15 protein-coding genes are annotated in these 18,230 nt (G+C 65.7%); 3 read left to right on the top strand and 12 right to left on the bottom strand.

What is annotated here, in order from left to right; genetic code table 11:
* Positions 1 to 27 precede the first annotated feature (27 nt).
* From ABD301_RS10770 to ABD301_RS10790, 5 genes are all read right to left on the bottom strand, one after another.
* Positions 28 to 2,676: an ATP-binding protein gene (locus ABD301_RS10770; RefSeq protein WP_344309454.1), complete on the bottom strand. Its 2,649-nt coding sequence runs from the start codon at positions 2,674 to 2,676 to the stop codon at positions 28 to 30.
* A 166-nt stretch (positions 2,677 to 2,842) separates the two neighbouring features.
* Positions 2,843 to 3,145 (bottom strand): hypothetical protein, encoded by a 303-nt coding sequence (locus ABD301_RS10775; protein WP_344309457.1) that lies wholly within the window; start codon positions 3,143 to 3,145, stop codon positions 2,843 to 2,845.
* A 41-nt stretch (positions 3,146 to 3,186) separates the two neighbouring features.
* Complete coding sequence (locus tag ABD301_RS10780; RefSeq protein WP_344309458.1) at positions 3,187 to 5,097, bottom strand: hypothetical protein; 1,911 nt, start codon at positions 5,095 to 5,097, stop codon at positions 3,187 to 3,189.
* 168 nt (positions 5,098 to 5,265) lie between these two features.
* Positions 5,266 to 7,776, bottom strand: a complete 2,511-nt coding sequence (locus ABD301_RS10785; RefSeq protein ID WP_344309460.1) for a hypothetical protein — start codon at positions 7,774 to 7,776, stop codon at positions 5,266 to 5,268.
* Positions 7,777 to 8,418: 642 nt separating this feature from the next.
* Positions 8,419 to 8,793 (bottom strand): type 1 periplasmic-binding domain-containing protein, encoded by a 375-nt coding sequence (locus ABD301_RS10790; protein WP_344309461.1) that lies wholly within the window; start codon positions 8,791 to 8,793, stop codon positions 8,419 to 8,421.
* A gap of 180 nt (positions 8,794 to 8,973) precedes the next feature.
* Between ABD301_RS10790 and ABD301_RS10795 the strand changes: the two genes are divergently transcribed.
* Both ABD301_RS10795 and ABD301_RS10800 read left to right on the top strand, forming a co-directional pair.
* Positions 8,974 to 9,858 carry an aminoglycoside phosphotransferase family protein gene (locus ABD301_RS10795; RefSeq protein ID WP_163572272.1) on the top strand — a complete coding sequence of 295 codons (885 nt, stop codon included), beginning with the start codon at positions 8,974 to 8,976 and terminating at the stop codon, positions 9,856 to 9,858.
* A 320-nt stretch (positions 9,859 to 10,178) separates the two neighbouring features.
* Positions 10,179 to 11,129, top strand: coding sequence for a hypothetical protein (locus tag ABD301_RS10800; protein WP_344309462.1), 951 nt, complete (start codon positions 10,179 to 10,181; stop codon positions 11,127 to 11,129).
* 80 nt (positions 11,130 to 11,209) lie between these two features.
* Here ABD301_RS10800 and ABD301_RS10805 read toward each other — a convergent pair whose 3' ends face one another.
* The 7 genes from ABD301_RS10805 to ABD301_RS10835 form a co-directional block, all read right to left on the bottom strand.
* A complete protein-coding gene (locus tag ABD301_RS10805; RefSeq protein ID WP_344309463.1) occupies positions 11,210 to 12,748 on the bottom strand; it encodes a M4 family metallopeptidase in 1,539 nt (512 codons plus the stop codon).
* A gap of 343 nt (positions 12,749 to 13,091) precedes the next feature.
* Positions 13,092 to 13,493 carry a TetR family transcriptional regulator gene (locus ABD301_RS10810; protein WP_163572233.1) on the bottom strand — a complete coding sequence of 134 codons (402 nt, stop codon included), beginning with the start codon at positions 13,491 to 13,493 and terminating at the stop codon, positions 13,092 to 13,094.
* Positions 13,490 to 13,909: a hypothetical protein gene (locus tag ABD301_RS10815; protein ID WP_344309465.1), complete on the bottom strand. Its 420-nt coding sequence runs from the start codon at positions 13,907 to 13,909 to the stop codon at positions 13,490 to 13,492. Before ABD301_RS10815 ends, ABD301_RS10810 begins: the two co-directional genes overlap by 4 nt.
* Before the next feature lie 43 nt (positions 13,910 to 13,952).
* Positions 13,953 to 14,672, bottom strand: coding sequence for a class I SAM-dependent methyltransferase (locus ABD301_RS10820; protein WP_344309467.1), 720 nt, complete (start codon positions 14,670 to 14,672; stop codon positions 13,953 to 13,955).
* Positions 14,669 to 15,439 carry a DUF2071 domain-containing protein gene (locus ABD301_RS10825; RefSeq protein ID WP_344309469.1) on the bottom strand — a complete coding sequence of 257 codons (771 nt, stop codon included), beginning with the start codon at positions 15,437 to 15,439 and terminating at the stop codon, positions 14,669 to 14,671. The genes ABD301_RS10820 and ABD301_RS10825 overlap by 4 nt, the downstream gene beginning before the upstream one ends.
* A gap of 4 nt (positions 15,440 to 15,443) precedes the next feature.
* Complete coding sequence (locus ABD301_RS10830) at positions 15,444 to 16,343, bottom strand: DUF3419 family protein (RefSeq protein WP_344309471.1); 900 nt, start codon at positions 16,341 to 16,343, stop codon at positions 15,444 to 15,446.
* On the bottom strand, positions 16,336 to 16,671 hold the full coding sequence (locus tag ABD301_RS10835) for a DoxX-like family protein (protein ID WP_279582314.1): 336 nt from the start codon (positions 16,669 to 16,671) through the stop codon (positions 16,336 to 16,338). The genes ABD301_RS10830 and ABD301_RS10835 overlap by 8 nt, the downstream gene beginning before the upstream one ends.
* Before the next feature lie 535 nt (positions 16,672 to 17,206).
* Here ABD301_RS10835 and ABD301_RS10840 point away from each other — a divergent pair.
* Complete coding sequence (locus ABD301_RS10840) at positions 17,207 to 18,229, top strand: DUF2637 domain-containing protein (RefSeq protein ID WP_344309474.1); 1,023 nt, start codon at positions 17,207 to 17,209, stop codon at positions 18,227 to 18,229.
* Position 18,230 lies beyond the last annotated feature (1 nt).

The raw sequence follows: 18,230 nt of genomic DNA on the forward strand, positions 1-18,230 counted from the left end.
GTAATAACGCCGAACGTGGTGGCCGGGTCAGAGCAGAACAACTGGTAGCCAATCGCCCGTCCGCAGGTGGTTGGTGGCCGCCGTGAGGCGATCGACCGGATCGGTGGCGCGGCTCAACGCGTCGATGGCGGCCCGCCAGTCATCGTCTCCGGTGACGATGGTCTCGGCGGGCCGCCACAGGTCCGGATGTTCTCGCAGTTCGCTGCGCTGCCCAGGCACAGTGGCTGCTGTCAGGTCCAGACCTCGACATGCCCACGCCCGCGTTTCTGGATGAGGCTGGGTCTCATCGATGGCATCGGACCTGAGCGTGTCCCAGACGTCGGCCCACCGGTATCTGCCGGCCTGCCACCCTCGCTCGGGCCAGTCGTACCGGCACGGCACGGTGCCACCTTTGATGGCGCAGTCAGCGGACTGTACGAGATGGCGGATCAGTTCTTCGGGCTGGTAGTAGCCGATCAGGCCGGCGTACCGCTGCTCGACCGCGTGTTCGAGGCCGAGTCGGACGGCCAGGTGGACCTGTGGTCGGCCGCTGCGGAGGATGACGCCGTCCAGCCATGCCGGCCGCGGCAGCGGGGGCTCCCGTCCCACCAGGTGCGCGATGGTGTGAAGCTCGGCCCACAGCACGATCCGTGGATCAGCCGCGAGCCGCCGCGGCTCGTCCCACTCTCGTAGCGTCGCCGGTGGTATGTAGTCCGCAACGGTGGCCAGCGCGACCTTTGCCGTCACTTTGCCGGGATTTTCGCGGTCTTTGCCGAGCGGAACCTGGATCCGGATCGGTCGGTCCATTCCGTCCGCGAAGATCACCGCCTGACCTGCGGGGAGGCCGACCACATGGCGGGACTGGTCCTCGTCGAGGTTCATCGCCGCGCCGACGGTGCCACGGTCGTCGGCTGCTGGCAGCCGGTGCATGATTTTCAGGGCGGTGTTCTTGACCACGTCCGAGGTGATCTTGCTGGGGATCTGCTCCGCCACGATGATTCCCTCGCCATAGGCGCGGATTTCGGCCAGCAGTCCGGCAAACAGCTCCACGGCGTGCGCCGCCGGACTGCCCGGTTCGACTTTCTTGAGCAGCCGGTGCGCCTCTTCGATCACGGTCACGTGGGCCAGGCCCGAGGCCGTCGGCTGGGTCCGCAAGTGCTCGTACAGACGGATTAGCACCACACCGATAAAGAACGCCTTGTCCTGGTCGTTGCCCAGGTCCTCGATCTCCAGAACCACGTTGTGCCGGAAAAGGCCGGCGATATCGAGTGGATACCGCGCCTGGAAGAACATGCCGGGCGTGCCCAGTCGCAGAGAGCCCATCCGTACGTTGATGAATCCTCGTACGTTGTCGGAAATCTCCTGGCTGTAGCCAATTCCCTCGACGACCTTCAGTGCCGTGGTTTGCAAATCGGCCAAACCGGGATAGCGCGGCGTGACACCGGCGAGCGACGACTGGCTCAGCACGGTGTTCCAGCCCAGCTCGCCATAGCAGCGGCTCAAGGCGTACGCGAGGACTTGGGGAAAGGGTTCCTCAGCCTCGAAAGCGGCCAGAAACAGCGCCCGGATTAGGTCGATATGGGTCTGCAGTGGGAATCCGCGTTCGGGTTCCAGCGGGTTGAGGCCGACGGGCAGCGCGTCTGGATCGCCAGGCCGGATGACCGAGACGTGGCCGTCCAGCCTGCCGGCCATGCCCGCGTACTCAGCCTTCGCCGGTTCGATGGCCAGCCAGGGAATCCCGCGATGGTGTAGTCCCTCCAGCAGGTGCCGGATGGTCTGGGACTTTCCCGACCCGGTGGCGCCAGCGACGAACGTGTGGCGGTTGAGGGTGTCGGACCTGACGCGATAGTCGCCCACTGGACGGTCGGCGTCATCCAGCACAGACCCGAGATGGATCTCGCCGTCGTCCTCGGGCGTGACGTCGAACACCGGCGGTTCAGTGACCCGGATGCCGGGCAGTTCACGGCGCGGCGGCCGTGCGATGGCTGCGATGAGTTCACCGGCCGCCGCGAACGGGGACGAGAATCCGTCGCCTGCATGCTCATCCAACTCAAGTGTTTCCGCCAGGTCGCCGACTCGATCGCCGGCTCGCAGTACGTACGGGATCTCGTCCAGATCGCTGGCACTGCACAACAATCTCGCGGCCCTTCGGACCCGCTCGGGATCGGCAGCGCCGACCAGGATGCTGACATTCCACATTCCGGCGCTGTCGGCGCGGGCCAGTTCCCGATAGCGCGACTCGCTGCGCGCCAGCCTGATGCGGTCCGGCTCGGAGTTCACGTGCGAACGGAGCTTGGGCAGCCGCACCTCGAGGTCGATCAGCTCCTCGGCCACCGCCGCGGGGCTGGCGGGTTCGGCCAGCACCAGCCACCCAAAACCATCGGCCAGGTGCGCCACGTAGTCCTCGAAACCACCCCGGCCCGGCACCGCGGTGGCAGCGTCCCCGCCGGCCGTCCACAGTGGATCAGACCGGCCCGTACACCGCAGCCAGGCAGGCAATGCCTGCCACTGCCGCAGCAACGACCCTGATTCCAGGAGCCGCCCGCGACTGCCTGGTGGGTACAACACCGGGACCTCGCCGCCGGCGGCTGAATCGCTTTGCACAGGCGGAAAGCCGGGCCGGCCGCCGACCAGCAGCCGGAGCGTACGACTGCCGGGCAGCCGATCCCACGCGATCGCGATGGCACCGCCCTGCACCCGCCGACCTCACCGTGAGCAGCTGTCAGCGCCGCGAACAGTTGCGCCCGGATACGGTTTTCCACCTCCTTCGCCGCGGCCGGTTCAGCTGGCCGGGTCCGAGCTCGTGGGGTGGTGCTGATCTGGTGAAACTCGAACGAGTCCAGGATCGTGGGAGCGCGAGGAATCACCCGGTCAAATCCTCAAAGGCGCCCTTCTCCCGCTGTGCGGCATCTTTCAGAGCACCCTTTTCTTTTTGTACGCTGTCGCTCAGGGCGCTCTTTTCCTTTTGTACGCTGTCGGCCAAGGCGCCCTTTTCTTTTTGGAACGAGTCGGTCGCGGCCGCCTTTTCCCGGGCCCCTGATCGCTCAGGCGGCGGGAGCGTGGTCGGGTTCTTTTCCGGCCGGGTACGCCCATCCTGAGCTGCCCTGGTTGGCTCCGGCGCGTCTCCAGCGTCCGTACGACTGTCGGCGTGGGTGTCCCTGGCCATCGATCCTCATTTCCTGCATTGGTTGTTTCTCATGACACGCGCTAATACTGAGCGGGGATCGCGTCGCGATAAGGGACCGGTGATACTCCGTCACGGCCCACGATGGTGGGGTCGCAGTCGCCGTCCACCCAGCGCCGCGCTTCCTGGCCGGCGTTCACCAGGATGAAAGCGGTTGGGTCCAGTCGTTGGATCACCACTGGTTCCACCAGGTATTCGTACCCACGGGCGACCGTCGTCCCCTCAGACTGGGTAATCGTGAGGGACTTGTTGATCGCGTCCTGCCAACTGGACCCAAAGGTTTGACTGTCCGACACCCCCATATCGGTCGAGGTCGATCTCGACTTCGAGTCCGGAGAGAACAAGCGCCCGGAATCCGCCTCCCAGGTGGATGACTCGCCGTCCGACCCCGACAGTGAGTTTGTCAATGACCTACTTTGCGAATCTCCCCATGACTGGCTTGATCCGTGGGTCAGGTTCTCGCCGGTCTGCTTGGTGATCTGCGAGAGCGAGAACTGGTAGTCGCGGCCTATAAAGTCGGCCGCGATGCGGGCTTCTTCCGGATTGCCGAGCTGCATCAGCATGGTCACACTGCCGGGTTTTCCGAGCAGCTTTCCGGCGTCCTCCCGCAGGTGCTCGAAAAGCAGCAGAAGTCGTACACCCAGGCGTCGAGTCTGTCGTGACAACGACTCCAGGCTGGGTGCGCCGAGTTTGTCGGCGCCGGCGACCACGAGGACATTCGGGGCTGCTCCGCCGCGGTCGTCGCGCAGCTGGTGGAGAACCAGGTGCGACAAAACTCTTTCGGTCATGTCCCGTCGACTGTCCAACGGTGATACGGCTGAAATAACGGTTAAACCGGATTCGGGCCACAGCGGTGTGTTGCCCCGTTGCCCCTCACCGGGATGGGCCAGCAAATCGAACTGATCGATGAGAAACCGCAGCTCTTCGACTTCCCGATCGCCGGACACCATGTCGTCGATACATCCGACAAGGGCTCGTCGCTCCTCGTTACTCAGCGAACCCTCATCCGGCAGATTCAGCCTGCACAACAACCGCATTCCGGCCACCAGCCTGGCGAACGTGGTAGGCCCGTCGAGACGGCTGGCCACCGCCTTGATGAGCCGGACGTCGAGGCGGCGCAGGCTGGCCGCGTCCTGGTGATCCTTTCGCAAGGACGTGAGAGATTCGGCCAGGACTTCGGCCAGATGGTCAGGAGGAAGTCCTTGCAACAGCGCGAACTGGTCCAGGGCCGCGGGCAGTTCGTGGGTTCGTACGTGGCGCCCCCACTCACCGACGATCTGGGCGAGTCCGCCGGCGACCTGGTATTCGGAAAAGTCGAGCACCAGGATTTTGGCCCCACCACCCAACCGCGGCAAACTCAAGGTGGTGAGTAGGCACATCCACCCGGTGGCCGTACCGCCGAACACGTCGATTTGGTCATTGCCCTGCAACGTGATCGGAAACAGGACCGGACCCGTGCTCGTACGGAACTGTTCCCGCTCGTCGTGCGCCCGAACCGCCTCGGCCCACGAGATCTGAGCGAGCCGGAAAGTTTCCTGACGGTCCCTGCGCCAAGCGACGACAGCCGAGGACTCGCGCAGCATCCCTACGAACACGGACACGACGCCACTGAGCACCAGCAGGACGAGGCTGATCACGCTGATGACAACGGCGATGACTGGCACCGCCACGTCGTCCGCGGGGAGACGGGCCAGTTGCGAGGTGACCAGCATTCCAGCGCAGCACACCAAAACGCCGGCGCCGGCCAGCATGCCCCCCAGCCCGTACTTGGACCAACCAGGCTGGGCGGGTGGGTGCTCATCGACCCACACCGGCGCATCGTTGGCGAGCGGCGACGGGACGGCTGCTGGCTGCGGTACGAACTCCCACCCCACCAGGTCGTCGACACTTGGCGACCGCGGTGCGAGGTCAGCCTCGCCGTTCGATCCGCTCATGGATTCCGTTCTCGAAGGGCGCGTTCGCCGACGACAGCTGTGCCCGCCGAGTCAACCCGACTGGTTGGTCGGTGCGTACGCAGCTAGCCGCCGTGCGCCCGGTAGATGCCTTCTGGCCAGGCAATATAGGTCGTCGAGAGCGGACGGTGAGCGGACGACAAGCCGGCCCTACGGCCGTTCGCGGAGATGATCCTGGAGCTCGGCGTGCCGGAACTGGTAGATCGGCCCGACCGTACGCAGCAGGTGCCGTCGCCGGCAGTCGTCGAGGAACCGGCCCAGCCTTAGCGGGGTGCGGTGCCGCAGCGTGAGCCAGATCTGGGTGACGGTCGTCAACCAGGCCCGGCTGAGGATCAGGCCGCTGGTGATCCCCAGCGCCAGGCCGCCGGCGAGCGCGTCCGCGAGCCGGCTGCCGGGACCACCGCCGGCCAACCCGTAGACGGGTGTGTCGTACACGAGCCAGCCGTTGATCCCGCTGGCCACCCCGATCGCGACGCCGACGACAAGCCACAGCCGGAAGTCGTCCCGCCACGCCCGGACCGGATCGGCCGAGTCCGTACGACCCGAGGTGGGGCCGTCGGTGAACGCTCCGGTCAGCCACGCGGTCGGGGTGATGATGAGCAGACAGGCGACGACACCGGTGATCCCGTACTCGACCGCCGGTACGACGCCGCCGCCCTGGATCAGGTAGGCGAGTAGGCCGAACAGGCCGTCAGCGGCGCCGAACAGGAGGCCTAGCAGCAGCGCGGAGCCCAGCCGGCGAGCCGAGCCAAGCCCAGCGCGGATGCTGAGCGACTTCAGCATGGCGGCGCCACGCGTACGAGCGGAGATCCCGTACACGACCGCGAACGCGAACCCGAAAGTGGACAGGCTGAGGCTCCAACCGCCCAGAATGACGCCGGGCAGCAGCGACAGGGCGGCTCCGAATACCACCATGACGCACATCCGGACGAGAGCGCGATAAGGCGGCCCTGCGTCTTTACGTCCAGCGGTGAGAGTGAACGCGAGGGTGACCGCGAGGCTCGCCGGCATGCCGAGGATCAGCGCGAACCAGAATGCGATCTCCAGCCAGACCAGTGGCCAGGTTCGACCGCCACTGACCGCCAGGCTGGCCAGCCCGTAGCAGGACCCGGCCACCACCATTCCGGCGACGCAACTGATCACTATCCGCAACGGACCCGGCAACCAGGTGGCGATGGTCCACCAGGCGAGGTCGCGAGAACCCAGCCGGCGAGCGATCAGGGCGAGCGTTCGGTGCGGGGTGCCCTCGGCGTACGGCGTGCGCTGCCCTGGACGCGGGGCATAGGCGGCCGGCACGGTGTAGTCGCGCAGGTGCCTGGTGATCGACGTCGCGTCCGGAAACCGATCGGTGTCCAGCAGTTCATCGACGTTGCCCAGACCCGGCACGGCCAGGCCGGGGGTGTAGATGTCACGCAGCAGCGTGACGTCGAGCGGACTGGTCAAGGCGCCGGCGAGCGGGCTGTCCGGCTGACTGGTGAGCGTTTTGGTAAGGGCCAGCCACGGCTGGGGCACCGGATCCGTGACCGGACGCAGCAAGTACTCCGCGGTGGCCTTGGCGTCCAGTGGTCGCAGCTCGACGGCCGCGGCTCCGATGAGTGGATGCTGGCCGGCCGCGTCGGCGAGTTCCTCGGTGCGGGAGAGCAGCACGAGCCGGAAGGTGGTGGCGTCCTTGCTCAAGGCCTGCAACGCGCGAAAGCGGGCGGGCTCGGGCATCTCGTCGAGGCCGTCCAGGAACACCGATATCCGTCCCTGATCGAGCAGTTCGCGGCCGAGCCGATGGCCGCGACGGCCGCGAAGGAGCGGGATCTCGCCGAGTTTTTCGCTCAGCCAGTCCACCACCGGCGTGGCCATCGGATCCCAATCTCCGAGGGTGAACAGAACCGGGACCGGTACCTTCGTACGCTCGTGATCCATCAGCCGGCCGCGGTGGCCAAGCGCGTCCAGCAGCAGATGCACCGCCGCCGAGCTCTTTCCGGCGCCCGGACCACCGGCGATGATCAGCCGGCCGGACGCAAGGCCACCGTAGACGTTCAGCAGGCCGTCCCGGCCGCCTTCGCGCAGCCGATGGGCAGTCACCCGAGTGAAACCCGGCAGGGGATCAAACGACGAGCCGTCGTCCCGAAACTGGGTGGCCTGGGAAACTGCGCCGGCCACCGGCTCAGTGCTGCGCCGCCACCGTACGGGCAATGGCGCGGGCAGCAGCAGGCCGCGGTCGTGGGCGGCCGTCAGCCACTGCTTTCGCATCGCGTCAGCAAGCAGGTTGGCTATGGCATCCAGCCCAGTCCGATCCAGCCCAGTCCGATCCAGCCCAGTCCGATCCAGCCCAGTCCGATTCAGCCCGGTCCCGTCCAGCCCAGTCGCATCCAGCTCAGCTGTGCCGGGTCCGCCCGGCTCTCGGGTTTTGGCTGGTCGCTTGTATTTGTCCAAGCGGGCGGACCGGAAGAGCTTCTCGACATGCTCAGCCTCGTCCGTACCTCCACCGAGTGCGCGAGCCAGCGCTGCGGCCTGTTTTTCGTCTACCGGTTGCCTCTTGCCAGTCAGAATGTCGTTGACAGCGGTGGTGCCAAGGCCAAGTGCCATCGGCGACTGGTTCCCGCGGGCGGTGATCTCGGTCAGCGATCGCAGCTGGTTTTCGCGGTGAATCTGGTCGTAAAACTCCAACAACCTGCGGTACGGCCCCGACTCGGGCCAGTTGTCTCGGGTAATCGGCCGGCCCCTGCCCACACGTCCCCCAGTCTCTCTGCCGCTGCGTCAGGAAGATCACCAACCTACCGACAGGGCCTGACGCGTACGCAACGGTTCGGCTGTGGGAAGTGGCCTCCAGGCAGACGACCAGGACCTTGACCGGTCACACGTCAAGCCTGGATCCACCGAAGTACGTGCTACGGCGTGAAACTGTCGTAGTTACTTGATGAAGTAGCCCCCACCCAGTGATCGGGTGGGGGGTGGGTTTGAGGCCGCGCGCGCGAGAATTTTTGGGATTTCTGAGGTTCCTGGGACGATCGGTGCTGAAGTGACTCGCCTGGCCAGGGTCACCTTCCCCGTCCCAACATACGGGACGACAGCGCTTCAAGTGTCACATCAGCCCCGCCAGTGACAGGCCCGGCGTCGAATGCGGGACTTTAACCCGCACTCGACGTCCAGAGCGGAACAAAGTCCCACACTCGACGAAAATTCCGGCCCCTACCCACGAAAACCCGACCACCCCAACCGGATAAACAGGGCACCGAACCAGCCAACCACTCACGCACCGAACGGACCCGCCGCGATCCCGTACAAAAGCAAACACCACTCACCAAACGATCAGAGCCGCGAGGTTCCCCCAGTTGACCGCGACCTCGGGTCGGCCAGGCCTGCGAGGCGGTACGTACGCGCTGGATCCCAGGTGGTGGTGCGTAACCGCCGGCAGAGCGCGGCGAACCCCGCGGGACGCGCGGTGACCACCCAGGCGTCGGGGCCGCCGGCGACGAATCGCTCGGCCGGTCGCAGCCAGGACGCCGCTTCCTCAGGCCAGTCGACGACCGCGAGGATCTCGCCGCCGACCGCGAGCCACCCGTCGACGAACGCGGTCGCGGCGGCCACCGAGCTTTCGTCGCGGCCGTGGCCGATCGTCACCAGACTCGTACGCGCGGACAGCAGGAGCCCTGGCAGCCTGGCCACCTCAACGTCGGTGTGCATGGTCCTGATATTGGCGGAGGTCGCGGTGAAACGCTGGCGGTGATCGGACCTCTAGTACGGCGTGTGACCTGCGGCTTTCCCAGTGGAAGCCCACAAAGTCTCGTCGGCCGGCACGGACACGTACTGGCACGGCACGATGTACTACTGAAACCGAACATAACTAAAGTCCATAACGTGAGAATGCATGAGGGCCAGGTCGATCTGACCGTTGACGCCGTTGCCCAACTGGTGGGGGAGCGGCTTGTGCGGTGGCGCGGGTACGACGTGAGTCCGGTCGCGTCGGACGGCACTGTCAACGCATTGTTCCGGCTGGGATCCGAGGTCGTGCTGCGGTTTCCGTTGCTGCCCTCCAGCGACGAGCCGACCCGGACGGCACTGGCACAAGAGCAGGACAGTGCCCGGCGGATAGCGCGGGTCAGCCCGGTCCAGGTGCCGGAGCCGCTCGCGTTGCAAGCCCCGCATGAGCTCTATCCGGGCTGGTGGACGGCGTACAGATGGATCCAGGGCGAGCCGGCAAACCCGGACAGGATGAGCGACGAGATCCAGTTGGCCCGCGACCTGGCCGCGTTCGTACGCGCATTGGGGGAGCTCGACACCGAGGGTCGCGGGTGGGACGGCCGTTCCCGTGGCGGACCGCTCGCCGGCAGCGCCGACCAGTTGCGGGCCGTGCTCGCGGACAGCGTCGACCTCGTTGATGTGCGGGCGATCGCGCGGGTTTGGCGGCGGTGCCTGGAAGCGGCACCGTACGCCGGCCCGGGCGGCTGGCTGCACGCCGATCTGATGCCCGGCAACCTGTTGCTGAGGGACGGCCGACTGGCCGCTGTCATCGACCCGGGTGCGGTCTGCGTCGGCGATCCGGCAGTGGACCTGATGCCTGCGTGGAACCTGTTCACAGCCGACGGCCGCGGGGCGTACCGGGATGCGCTGGAGGTGGACGAGGCGGCGTGGGAGCGTGGCCGCGGGTGGGCGATCGTGCAGGCGACCAGCGCCCTGCCCTACTACCTGGACACCAATCCCGCGATGGCGGACAACGCCCGCCGGACGCTCGCCGCCGTACTGGAGTGAACCATGGCCGCATGAGGTCACATGGCGAGCGAGTGTAATGGTATGGCTCGGTTTTTGTCCGTTTTGTGCGTTGTTTCGTTACATTCGCGGAGTCGGTCCTTTTTGCTTGCCCAGACTCGTCGACCCCTCTCTGGATATTCTCTTGGCGGATAATTCGCATATTTATCCCAATTAGCCGCAAGTCACCCCAGTAACTCCACGGCTTTTCTAGTGATTCTTCCGATCCGTGGGTAATGGAGTTATGGTGCTGGCGGCCGCTGTCTCGGGTGAGTGTTTGGGAGTTGTCCGGCAACGGGGGAGATCGGTCTCAGGTGGGTGAGATGGTCGATCAGTCGGCTTATGAGCCGTACGGCGAAAAAGTGGTGGTCGAGGGCACCGCCGAGCCGTTCGCGGTCGCGCTTCGCGCGGCGATCGAGGCGAGCGGGTTGAGTTTGGACCGGATTCAGTATCGGCTGCGCCGCCGAGGTATTCCGATCAGCGTCACGGCACTGAGCTACTGGCAGCTGGGCCGGCGCCGGCCCGAGCGGGCCGGGTCGTTGGTCGCGGTGCGGTGTCTGGAGGGCGTGCTGGGTGTGGCGGACGGGGCGCTGACGGGTCTGCTCGCGCCGCCGCGCCCGCGTGGTCGGGTCAGTCGGAGCCAGAAACGGGTGTCGCTGGATACCTTGTGGAGTGCGGACAGAGCCAGTGTTTCCTCGTTGCTGGAGAAGTTCAACGCTGGTATGGATATCGGTCTGGTGCCGATCAGTCACCATGATCTGATCACCGTGGCGGCGGATCGCGGCGTACGCAGCATGGCGGTTCGTCAGGTCCTGCGAGCTGAGCGCGATGGGGTGGACCGCTCGGTGATGGTGATCGACGTGGAGGCGGCGACAACGCCGTTGCCGGAGACCGTTCCGATCCGTGCCTGCCGATTCGGTCGGATGGCCCGCGACGAGCAGGCCGGGTTCTTGATCGGTGAGCTGTTGTTCGATCGCCCGCTGAAAAAACGGGAGACCGTGGTGATCGAGTACGTGCTGCGGTTTCCCGGGCCGCCGTATCCTCAGGACAACGACACTCAGTGCCGAAAGTTCAAAGAGCTGATACGTGAATACCTGATCGAGGTGCGGTTCGATCCGCGGATGCTGCCCACCGGGATCGAGCAGTTTTCCTTACAAACGGGAGAAAAAATAGCCACCAGTCGCGGCTTGGTGATCGAACCGACTGGCGACGCGCATGCGGTGGCGCTGGACTTCGGCCCTGGCACTTTCGGCATGAGCTGGGAATGGGACTGAACCGTACAGTGAAATGACCCGTACCAGCCCGTTTTCCGGGCTGGTACGGGCAATTCAGGTGAGGCTGGACAGATCGATGGCTAACAGGTCGGGTCGGCGGACTGGGCCGGTACGCTCACCGCGTTCCAGGCCGCTTTCACCGAGTTGTAGGTGGCGCAGTTGCCGGGGGTCAGGTTCTTCGCCGCGGTCAGCGTCCAGGTGCGGTATTTCAGGTAGGAGCTGCCGGTGGTCTTGATCAGCATGGCGTTGTAGAAGACCTTCGCCGCGTTCTGGATGCCGATTCCGGTGACGCTGGAGTTGTTGCACGTGGGGCTGGTCGGCTGGCCATTGGTGGGGTTGTTGCCCTCTGCGAGCAGGTAGAACCAGTGGTTGCCGGGGCCGGCCGCCGCGTGCACCTCGGTGTTGGGGATGGAGCTGCTGTAGCAGTTCGGGTCACCCAGCGCGGAGGGGTTGTACATGTTGCGGATCGGGCCGCTGCCGACCAGGTTGATCCGCTCGCCGACCAGGAAGTCGGGCGCGTCGAAGCTGCTGGACTCGTTGGCGAACCACTCGGTGGAGGCGCCGAACACGTCCGCGACGAACTCCTGCGTACCGCGGCCGGAAATGCCACCGGGGGTGTGGTCGTCGACGCCGTGACCGTGTTCGTGGCCGACCACGTCGAGCGAGCTGATCCACTGGTTGGCGGTGTTGTGGCCGACCTGGACCTCGGATCCGTCATAGTAGGCGTTCTCGTCGTTCAGGCCGATGCGTACCGGCCAGCCGCCGCCACTGCCGTTGAAGCTGTTGCGGCCGAGCCACTGCGACAACATCTTGTTTTCGGTCTGGATCACGAAAGTGGCGTCCACGCAGCCGGTCTCTTTGCTGGTGGCGTTGCCGTTACCCCAGCTGTCGTCCGGGCCGCTGAACGTGGTGTTGTTGGCCGCGTCCTGGCAGGTCTCGGTGGGGTGGTTCGGGTCCGTCATCTTGTAAGTGCTGCCGGAATGGGTGGTGTCGATGTGCAGCGGATTGGGCCCGTTCCAGGCGCCTTGACCGTCGCCGTGCAGCACGTGCTGTTGAGTGCTGAGCACCCGACCGGTCAACGCGTCGACGTACACGCTCAGCTTGCTCGGCCCGTCGGAGTCCTGGCCAGTGGTGTCGGCCGTCCACGCGAGCCGCGGGGAGCCGAGTGCGTACGTGATCAGAGTCGGCGTGGTCACGCTCGCAACGGTGCCGCTCTTCGCGGCCTCGTCCCGTGCGATGGCGCGGGCCCGCTCTGCGGACACCGCAGGCGTGACGCTTGGCAGGTTGATGGTCTGGTCCTGCGCCGTGGTGGTGGCCAGGACGTGACCAACCGCGTCAGTCGCTACGACGAAATCACCGCCGTAGACGGGCATGCCTTTGTACGTACGGTCATAGGGCACGTACTTGAGGTTCCCGGAGGAGATCACCGGGTGCGCGACGAACTGGTCGTCGGCGCTGGCATGCAGGGCGGGGTTGTGGGCGGCGACCACGGCGGCCGCGGCGTTGGCCGCCAGCCCGTCCGGGGTCGCCGCGGCTGCCGAGGTGGCCGGTGCGGTGCTGACGGCGCTCACCGCCAGGAAGCACGCCGCCGTGATGACGACGGCACGTTTTGCCTTCATGGTTCATCTCCTCTGGGGAAGGTGGACACATTTACCAGCCCCTGAAGGAAAGCCGTCACCAGGTGAAGGCGCCGGTAGGCGCGACAACGCGGCGGCGGCAAGGCTGGGATGTGCGAGGGGATGTACGGGGGTGGTGCTGGGCCCGAGCGTCTCTCAGCTTCGGCGCAGAACCCCCGCCAGACAAGGCAATCGACGTATAAACGTATAAACAGATGGCTACTTGGGTCATCTTTGGTGAATGTGAATAACCTACCGATGAGCCGCGCTTGGACGGCGGAACCTCCCGGTGCTGCCGGTACCAACGTGACTATCTCGGCTGGGGAGTTTTCGCCATCATGAAACGCTAGTGGCGCTCAGGGCGTGGTGGCGCGGGTGATGCGACCGCGGACGGCACGGCGACCGGTTCGGCGAGTTTCGGGTCGCCCTGGGCGCCGGCGAGCAGCTGGGCGAGCACCGAGACGTTCCCGAGCGCGCGTTCCTCGGTGAACATCACCCGGCCGATGTCCAGAAGTTCCCGCATTGAACCGGCGGACGCGAACCGGTCGGAGTAGTCGTCCACCCTCGCCTTCGCGGCCACCAGGCTGGCGGCGGCCAGCAGCTCGTCGACGCTGCCGTAGTGATAGAAGACGAGCGCCTGGTTGACACCGGCGGCGGCCGCGATCGTACGCGCGGACATGCCGGCGATCCCGTGTTCGCGCAAAGCGGCCATCGCGCCGTCGAGCAGCCGCTGCTTGGTGTCACTCATGCCGACCAGACTCCCAAGGAACACGCCAACGCCAGCGCGAAGACTCCGCCCACCCACGTCCAAAGCACGCTGAATCCTACGAAACCCGCGACGTACAGCCGCCGGGCGCGCCACACCCGCGGCGGGAAAAACCCGAACTGTGCCAGCCACCGCAGCCCCCAGAACACCGTCTCGGCGGCGAGTACGGCCGTCGGCAACCGACCTGGCGCGAGCAGCTCGTTGGCCAGCAGCAACGGTCCGAGTCCACATAGGACACACACGACACCGATGAAAAACGTGTGGCAGTGCATGATCTGTCGGGTCAGGGGGCGGATCGCGGCGAAGTCGGTGGACCAGCCGAGCAGCCGCGGCAGCACCAGGTGAGCCAACCCGAGCGCGACCAGCGCGACACCGACCAGCCGGAGTTGGGTAGTCACCGAACTCCGAGCAGGATGTCGACCAGTCGAGGCCGAAAAATCATCATCTTACATATCCCATCACGCGAACCAGGGGTGTCTTGGCGCCTTCGGCCACCAACGTGAGACGGGCGCCGGCGGCCAGCCGCAGCCATTCCGCTCTCGGGTAGAAATGCCAGGCTCCCGGCCCGTACGCGAGAATATTGGCCGCGTCCCGACAATGTTCGACGAGCACCAGGCGGCCTCCGGGTCGCAGGGTCCGGGAGATCTCGCCGTAAAGTGCGCGGCGGTCGCTCGGATTTCGCAGTTCATGTGCCGCGAAGGCAACAAAAACAGCGTCGAAACAGCCGTCTTGCGCGGGTAGCTGATCCGGTGTGGCGCGCATCATCGCGTCCGGAGGTGTGACGAGGTTGCGAGCGCGACGGATCGAGCCGTCTCGACCGGTGCTGTCGTACAGGTCAAAGAGCGTCGCCTCGGAGCCCGGCAGCAGTTCCGCGAGCCGTCCGCTGATCTCGTCGAGGCCGGTGTTCAGCACCGCATAACGACTCGGCTTGTTCGGTAAGACAACAAAAACCCAGCTCCAGTCGTAGAGCCGCGACACGTCGTAGACCAGCCAGCACAACAGGATGCCGACGGTCACCCAGGCTGCGCCGATCAGCGCCGCCCCCTGCACAAAAAGCCGCCAGGGCTGCGGGAACGGGAGCATCAGCGCGAGCCCGACGAGAACTCCAGACAGGAGGAATTTCGGCCAGTTGAAGCGAAGAATCTGCCGCACGCCATTCATCGGATCGAACCATCCCATCCTCGCAGCGATCCGCGCTCCCAGCCGTAATCGACATCGGCGACGTGGAACGCGTTGGCCAATACTGGCTCGCTGCCAGCGAAACCGCCATGCTCGAAGAAGTTCATTCGCTTGACCTGCACCGAAACCGGGTGCGGTTGCCACCGGTTCCGATTGGCCTTGATCACCACGATCGAGCCGGTCTTTGCTTCGTAGTCGAAGGTGTACGGCAGCGGTCCGGCGAATCGCCGCGCCGCGGCGGCGCTGCGAAAGGGCGCGCTGGGCGACGGTCGCGACTCCAGATCCGCGACCACGGCGAGATCCGCGCGACCATCACGACTGTCCACGGTGGCCGTCAGTTTCGGCCCCACCACATCGATCCTGATATCCGCCAGCTGGTAGCGATAGCGGGTCAGCAGGTTGCCGCCGACCTGCATCGACCGCCGATTCGTGTCGCTGCGCAGAATGTAGAGCCCGCGCATGGTCCGACCGGCCGGGTTCGGGAAACGCGCGACAATCCGATAGCCGGTCAACAGAAAGTCACCACCCCAGCCGGCCGGCAACACCGTCGGCCGTAAATGCTGCGCCGACACCACACCGACCGCGACGAAGCCGTACTCACCGCCGTCGGGTGCCTGGTATGTGTCCAACTCAACGCCCGGCGGCAACATCGGTCGGAGCAACGCCGGTTCGAACGCGTACATCAGCATCAACGAATGCCCGAACGTTGTTCGCATCGCGAGCGGATGCCTTCGCAAAGCCTGCAACATCTCGTCACTGTCCATAGTCGAGCTGGACCGCGGAACCCCAGAGCAGCGCTCGGTCCGGCAACAGCCGGCCAGGAAAGGGCGGTGTGGAAGCAAAAGTCCGCAGGATGACCGGCCCACGTACGGCGTGCCGCAAGCTGGCGACCAGCCGCCCCGCCAGTTCCCGCGGCGCCCCGTCCAGGACGTTGGACAGGGTTGCCGCGTCGTACGATCCCGCCGGCACAGCCAAAAGATGGTCAGCGACATCGGCGCGTACCCACTCAACGCCGGTCGCCAACGGCATCGACGCTTCGGGAATCTCGCGCCCCAGCAGCAGGCGCCAGGCCCACGGATTCGTCGCATTCGGGTAGCGACCGAACCCCGCCTCGAGCCGCTGTCGCAGCACCACGTCGAACCGAGGCTCGACCACTTCTCGCAGACCGGCCGGCAACAATGCCGCGAGCGGCCGGATCGCAGTGGCGAACAACGCGCGGAAAGCCGGCCTGTCCAGGTGATCGCGCCACCATCGCGTTTGGACGGCCGGATCGCCCAGTCGCAGAAAGCGTTCCAATGCGGCCGGCCGCCAGCCGGGGAGCGTACGCGCCGCCAACCGACCGACGGCCAGCATCCGCTCCGCCAGGCCCGCCTCGCTGGTCCCCACAACTGTCGGTCCCCGCCCGGATCCTCGAGTTCGGGGGCGGCAAAATTCGGGAGCCCATCGATGCCGGGCGTAGTCGAGTTGCACCGGATTGAGGTCGACGGCGGTGACCCGATGCCCGGCGGCGGCGAGCGCGGCCGCGGTGTCGCCGGCCGACGCGATCGCCAGCACCCTGCTGGCCTGCGCGAATACCGCCGCTTCGACATCGGAGTCCTCGTACATCCGGCCGAACAGCAGCCGCGGACGCAGCGCCGCCCAGCCCTCAGCCACGGGCCAGCACCCAGACCAGCGTGAGAAAGGCGGCGTTCTGCACCAACAGCCGGCCCGGCTCGGCGATCTCATTTCCCGCGAAAACCAGCCCGCCAGCGTTGAAACCGACGATGACCGCGGTCTGTAAGACGGCGGCCAGCCGCGCGCGTACACCCGACAACGCCCACGCGCCGAGCGCCGTCTCCAGCACGCCGATCGTCACCAGTGCCGCCGTCACCCAGCCGGCCGGCAACCCTGGCACGCTGGCCACGATCGCCCGCTGGTCGCCGGCACCGCCGAGCACCTTGCAGTAGAGGCCCTCGTACGCCCAGACCGCCGCGACGGGCACCCGAGCCCACCACTTAAGCGGTCGCTCAAATCTTTGCATGAACAGGACCGTAGCAGGACTTAAGCGATCGCTCAAGACGTCTGGCTTGGCGCGGTGCTGGTGTTTGCTGGCCTGGCAACTGTGTGCCGCTGGCAGGATTCGAACCTGCGCACCCGCCCGTCTGGCTCGGTGCGGTGCTGGTGTTTGCTGGCCTGGCAACTGTGTGCCGCTGGCAGGATTCGAACCTGCGCACCCGCCCGTCTGGCTCGGTGCGGTGCTGGTGTTTGCTGGCCTGGCAACTGTGTGCCCCTGGCAGGGCTCGACCAGCAAGGATAACCGCCGTCACTTGGGAAAACTCACGATTAAAGCTGTGTACCAGAGCTGATGGAGTGAGGTTTTCGATGCTGGGGCCTGCGAAAATACGCCGCTTTGGGCGGTTTGGCGATCTGTGGGTATTTGGGCGTGCGAGCAGTTCAATACTTTGCCGAGGCCTTGATAGTTCGCTGGCGAATCCGGTCAGCCTTGACCTAAGTGGCACTGCTGTCGAGGACCGCCGATGAGCGCTGAACAGGATGATCGGTCGCTGCTTCGGGGACCGTTTGATGGAGATCTGTGGTTGCGGCGTTTCTGTGGATGCGTGGTCGCTGCCGTGGCCGCGTACGCGTCGTACCAGCATCAGCGGATGTTCGCCGCTATGGGCGGCGCTGATTCTGTGAGCGCCAGCCTGTGGCCGTTGGCTGTTGATGGGCTCCTGCTTCTTGCGACTCGCGTTTTATTGAAATCCAACCGGGGAATGAGTTGGCGGACGCGGTTGCTGGCGTGGATCGCGTTTATCTTAGGGATTGCGGTATCGCTCGCGTCAAATATTGCCGCCGCTCCAGAGATAACGTGGCAGGCAGTACTCGTAGCTGGGTGGCCACCTGTGGCGCTGCTGCTGTCCGTTGAGCTCTTAGGTGGCCGCCGAGCTGAAACGCGTGGGACTGCAAAGGGGGACAGTCTTCGCGAGCCCAATTCCGCGGAGGTAAACGCTCATTCTGATGACGGGACGGGTGCGGATCTCGAGACGGTTGTCGCCAACGGTGAGGCACCGATGGTGGACTCTAATCAAACCTGCGATGCCGGCTCGATGCGCGACGTGGGTGCTGAGGCTCGGCCGGCACATGAGGTGATGTGGGACTACTTCTGCCGGCAGCGCGCAGTGGGTCACACGCCCAACGGCGTTGAGTTGGACAAGGTGGCTGGTACGAGAGATTACGGGCGTTCGGTCATCCGGCGGTGGAAGGAGGAGGGTCGTCTGGCTGGCAAGCATGGCGACTCCTCAGAGACTGGAGGATATCGTGCAACTTCATGCCGTAGACCCCAGATAAATGGCGCGTTCAGCTCTGATCGGGCCGACGGTTCCCAAGGCCGGTCGGGGCAATTTGATGCGGGACATGCGGCTGAGCCGCACGTGCTGAGCATGATCGCCGATTCCGGGCTGATCGGCAGCCAGTCGGCGAGGCGTTTACCTCTAGCCCCGCGCCCGGTGGATGGCCGCGACCAGTCCCACGCTGGCGCCTCGGCGATCATGCGAAACTAAC

The sequence above is a fragment of the Fodinicola feengrottensis genome (assembly GCF_039530045.1).
GTDB lineage: Bacteria > Actinomycetota > Actinomycetes > Mycobacteriales > HKI-0501 > Fodinicola > Fodinicola feengrottensis.

What these genes read in the sequence shown, in the direction of transcription:
- ABD301_RS10775 (WP_344309457.1), bottom strand. Translation starts at nt 3,145, where the DNA reads ATGGCCAGGGACACCCACGCCGACAGTCGTACGGACGCTGGAGACGCG.
- ABD301_RS10810 (WP_163572233.1), bottom strand. Translation starts at nt 13,493, where the DNA reads ATGAGTGACACCAAGCAGCGGCTGCTCGACGGCGCGATGGCCGCTTTG.
- ABD301_RS10825 (WP_344309469.1), bottom strand. Translation starts at nt 15,439, where the DNA reads ATGTTGCAGGCTTTGCGAAGGCATCCGCTCGCGATGCGAACAACGTTC.
- ABD301_RS10780 (WP_344309458.1), bottom strand. Translation starts at nt 5,097, where the DNA reads ATGAGCGGATCGAACGGCGAGGCTGACCTCGCACCGCGGTCGCCAAGT.
- ABD301_RS10795 (WP_163572272.1), top strand. Translation starts at nt 8,974, where the DNA reads ATGCATGAGGGCCAGGTCGATCTGACCGTTGACGCCGTTGCCCAACTG.
- ABD301_RS10840 (WP_344309474.1), top strand. Translation starts at nt 17,207, where the DNA reads ATGAGCGCTGAACAGGATGATCGGTCGCTGCTTCGGGGACCGTTTGAT.
- ABD301_RS10805 (WP_344309463.1), bottom strand. Translation starts at nt 12,748, where the DNA reads ATGAAGGCAAAACGTGCCGTCGTCATCACGGCGGCGTGCTTCCTGGCG.
- ABD301_RS10820 (WP_344309467.1), bottom strand. Translation starts at nt 14,672, where the DNA reads ATGAATGGCGTGCGGCAGATTCTTCGCTTCAACTGGCCGAAATTCCTC.
- ABD301_RS10800 (WP_344309462.1), top strand. Translation starts at nt 10,179, where the DNA reads ATGGTCGATCAGTCGGCTTATGAGCCGTACGGCGAAAAAGTGGTGGTC.
- ABD301_RS10790 (WP_344309461.1), bottom strand. Translation starts at nt 8,793, where the DNA reads ATGCACACCGACGTTGAGGTGGCCAGGCTGCCAGGGCTCCTGCTGTCC.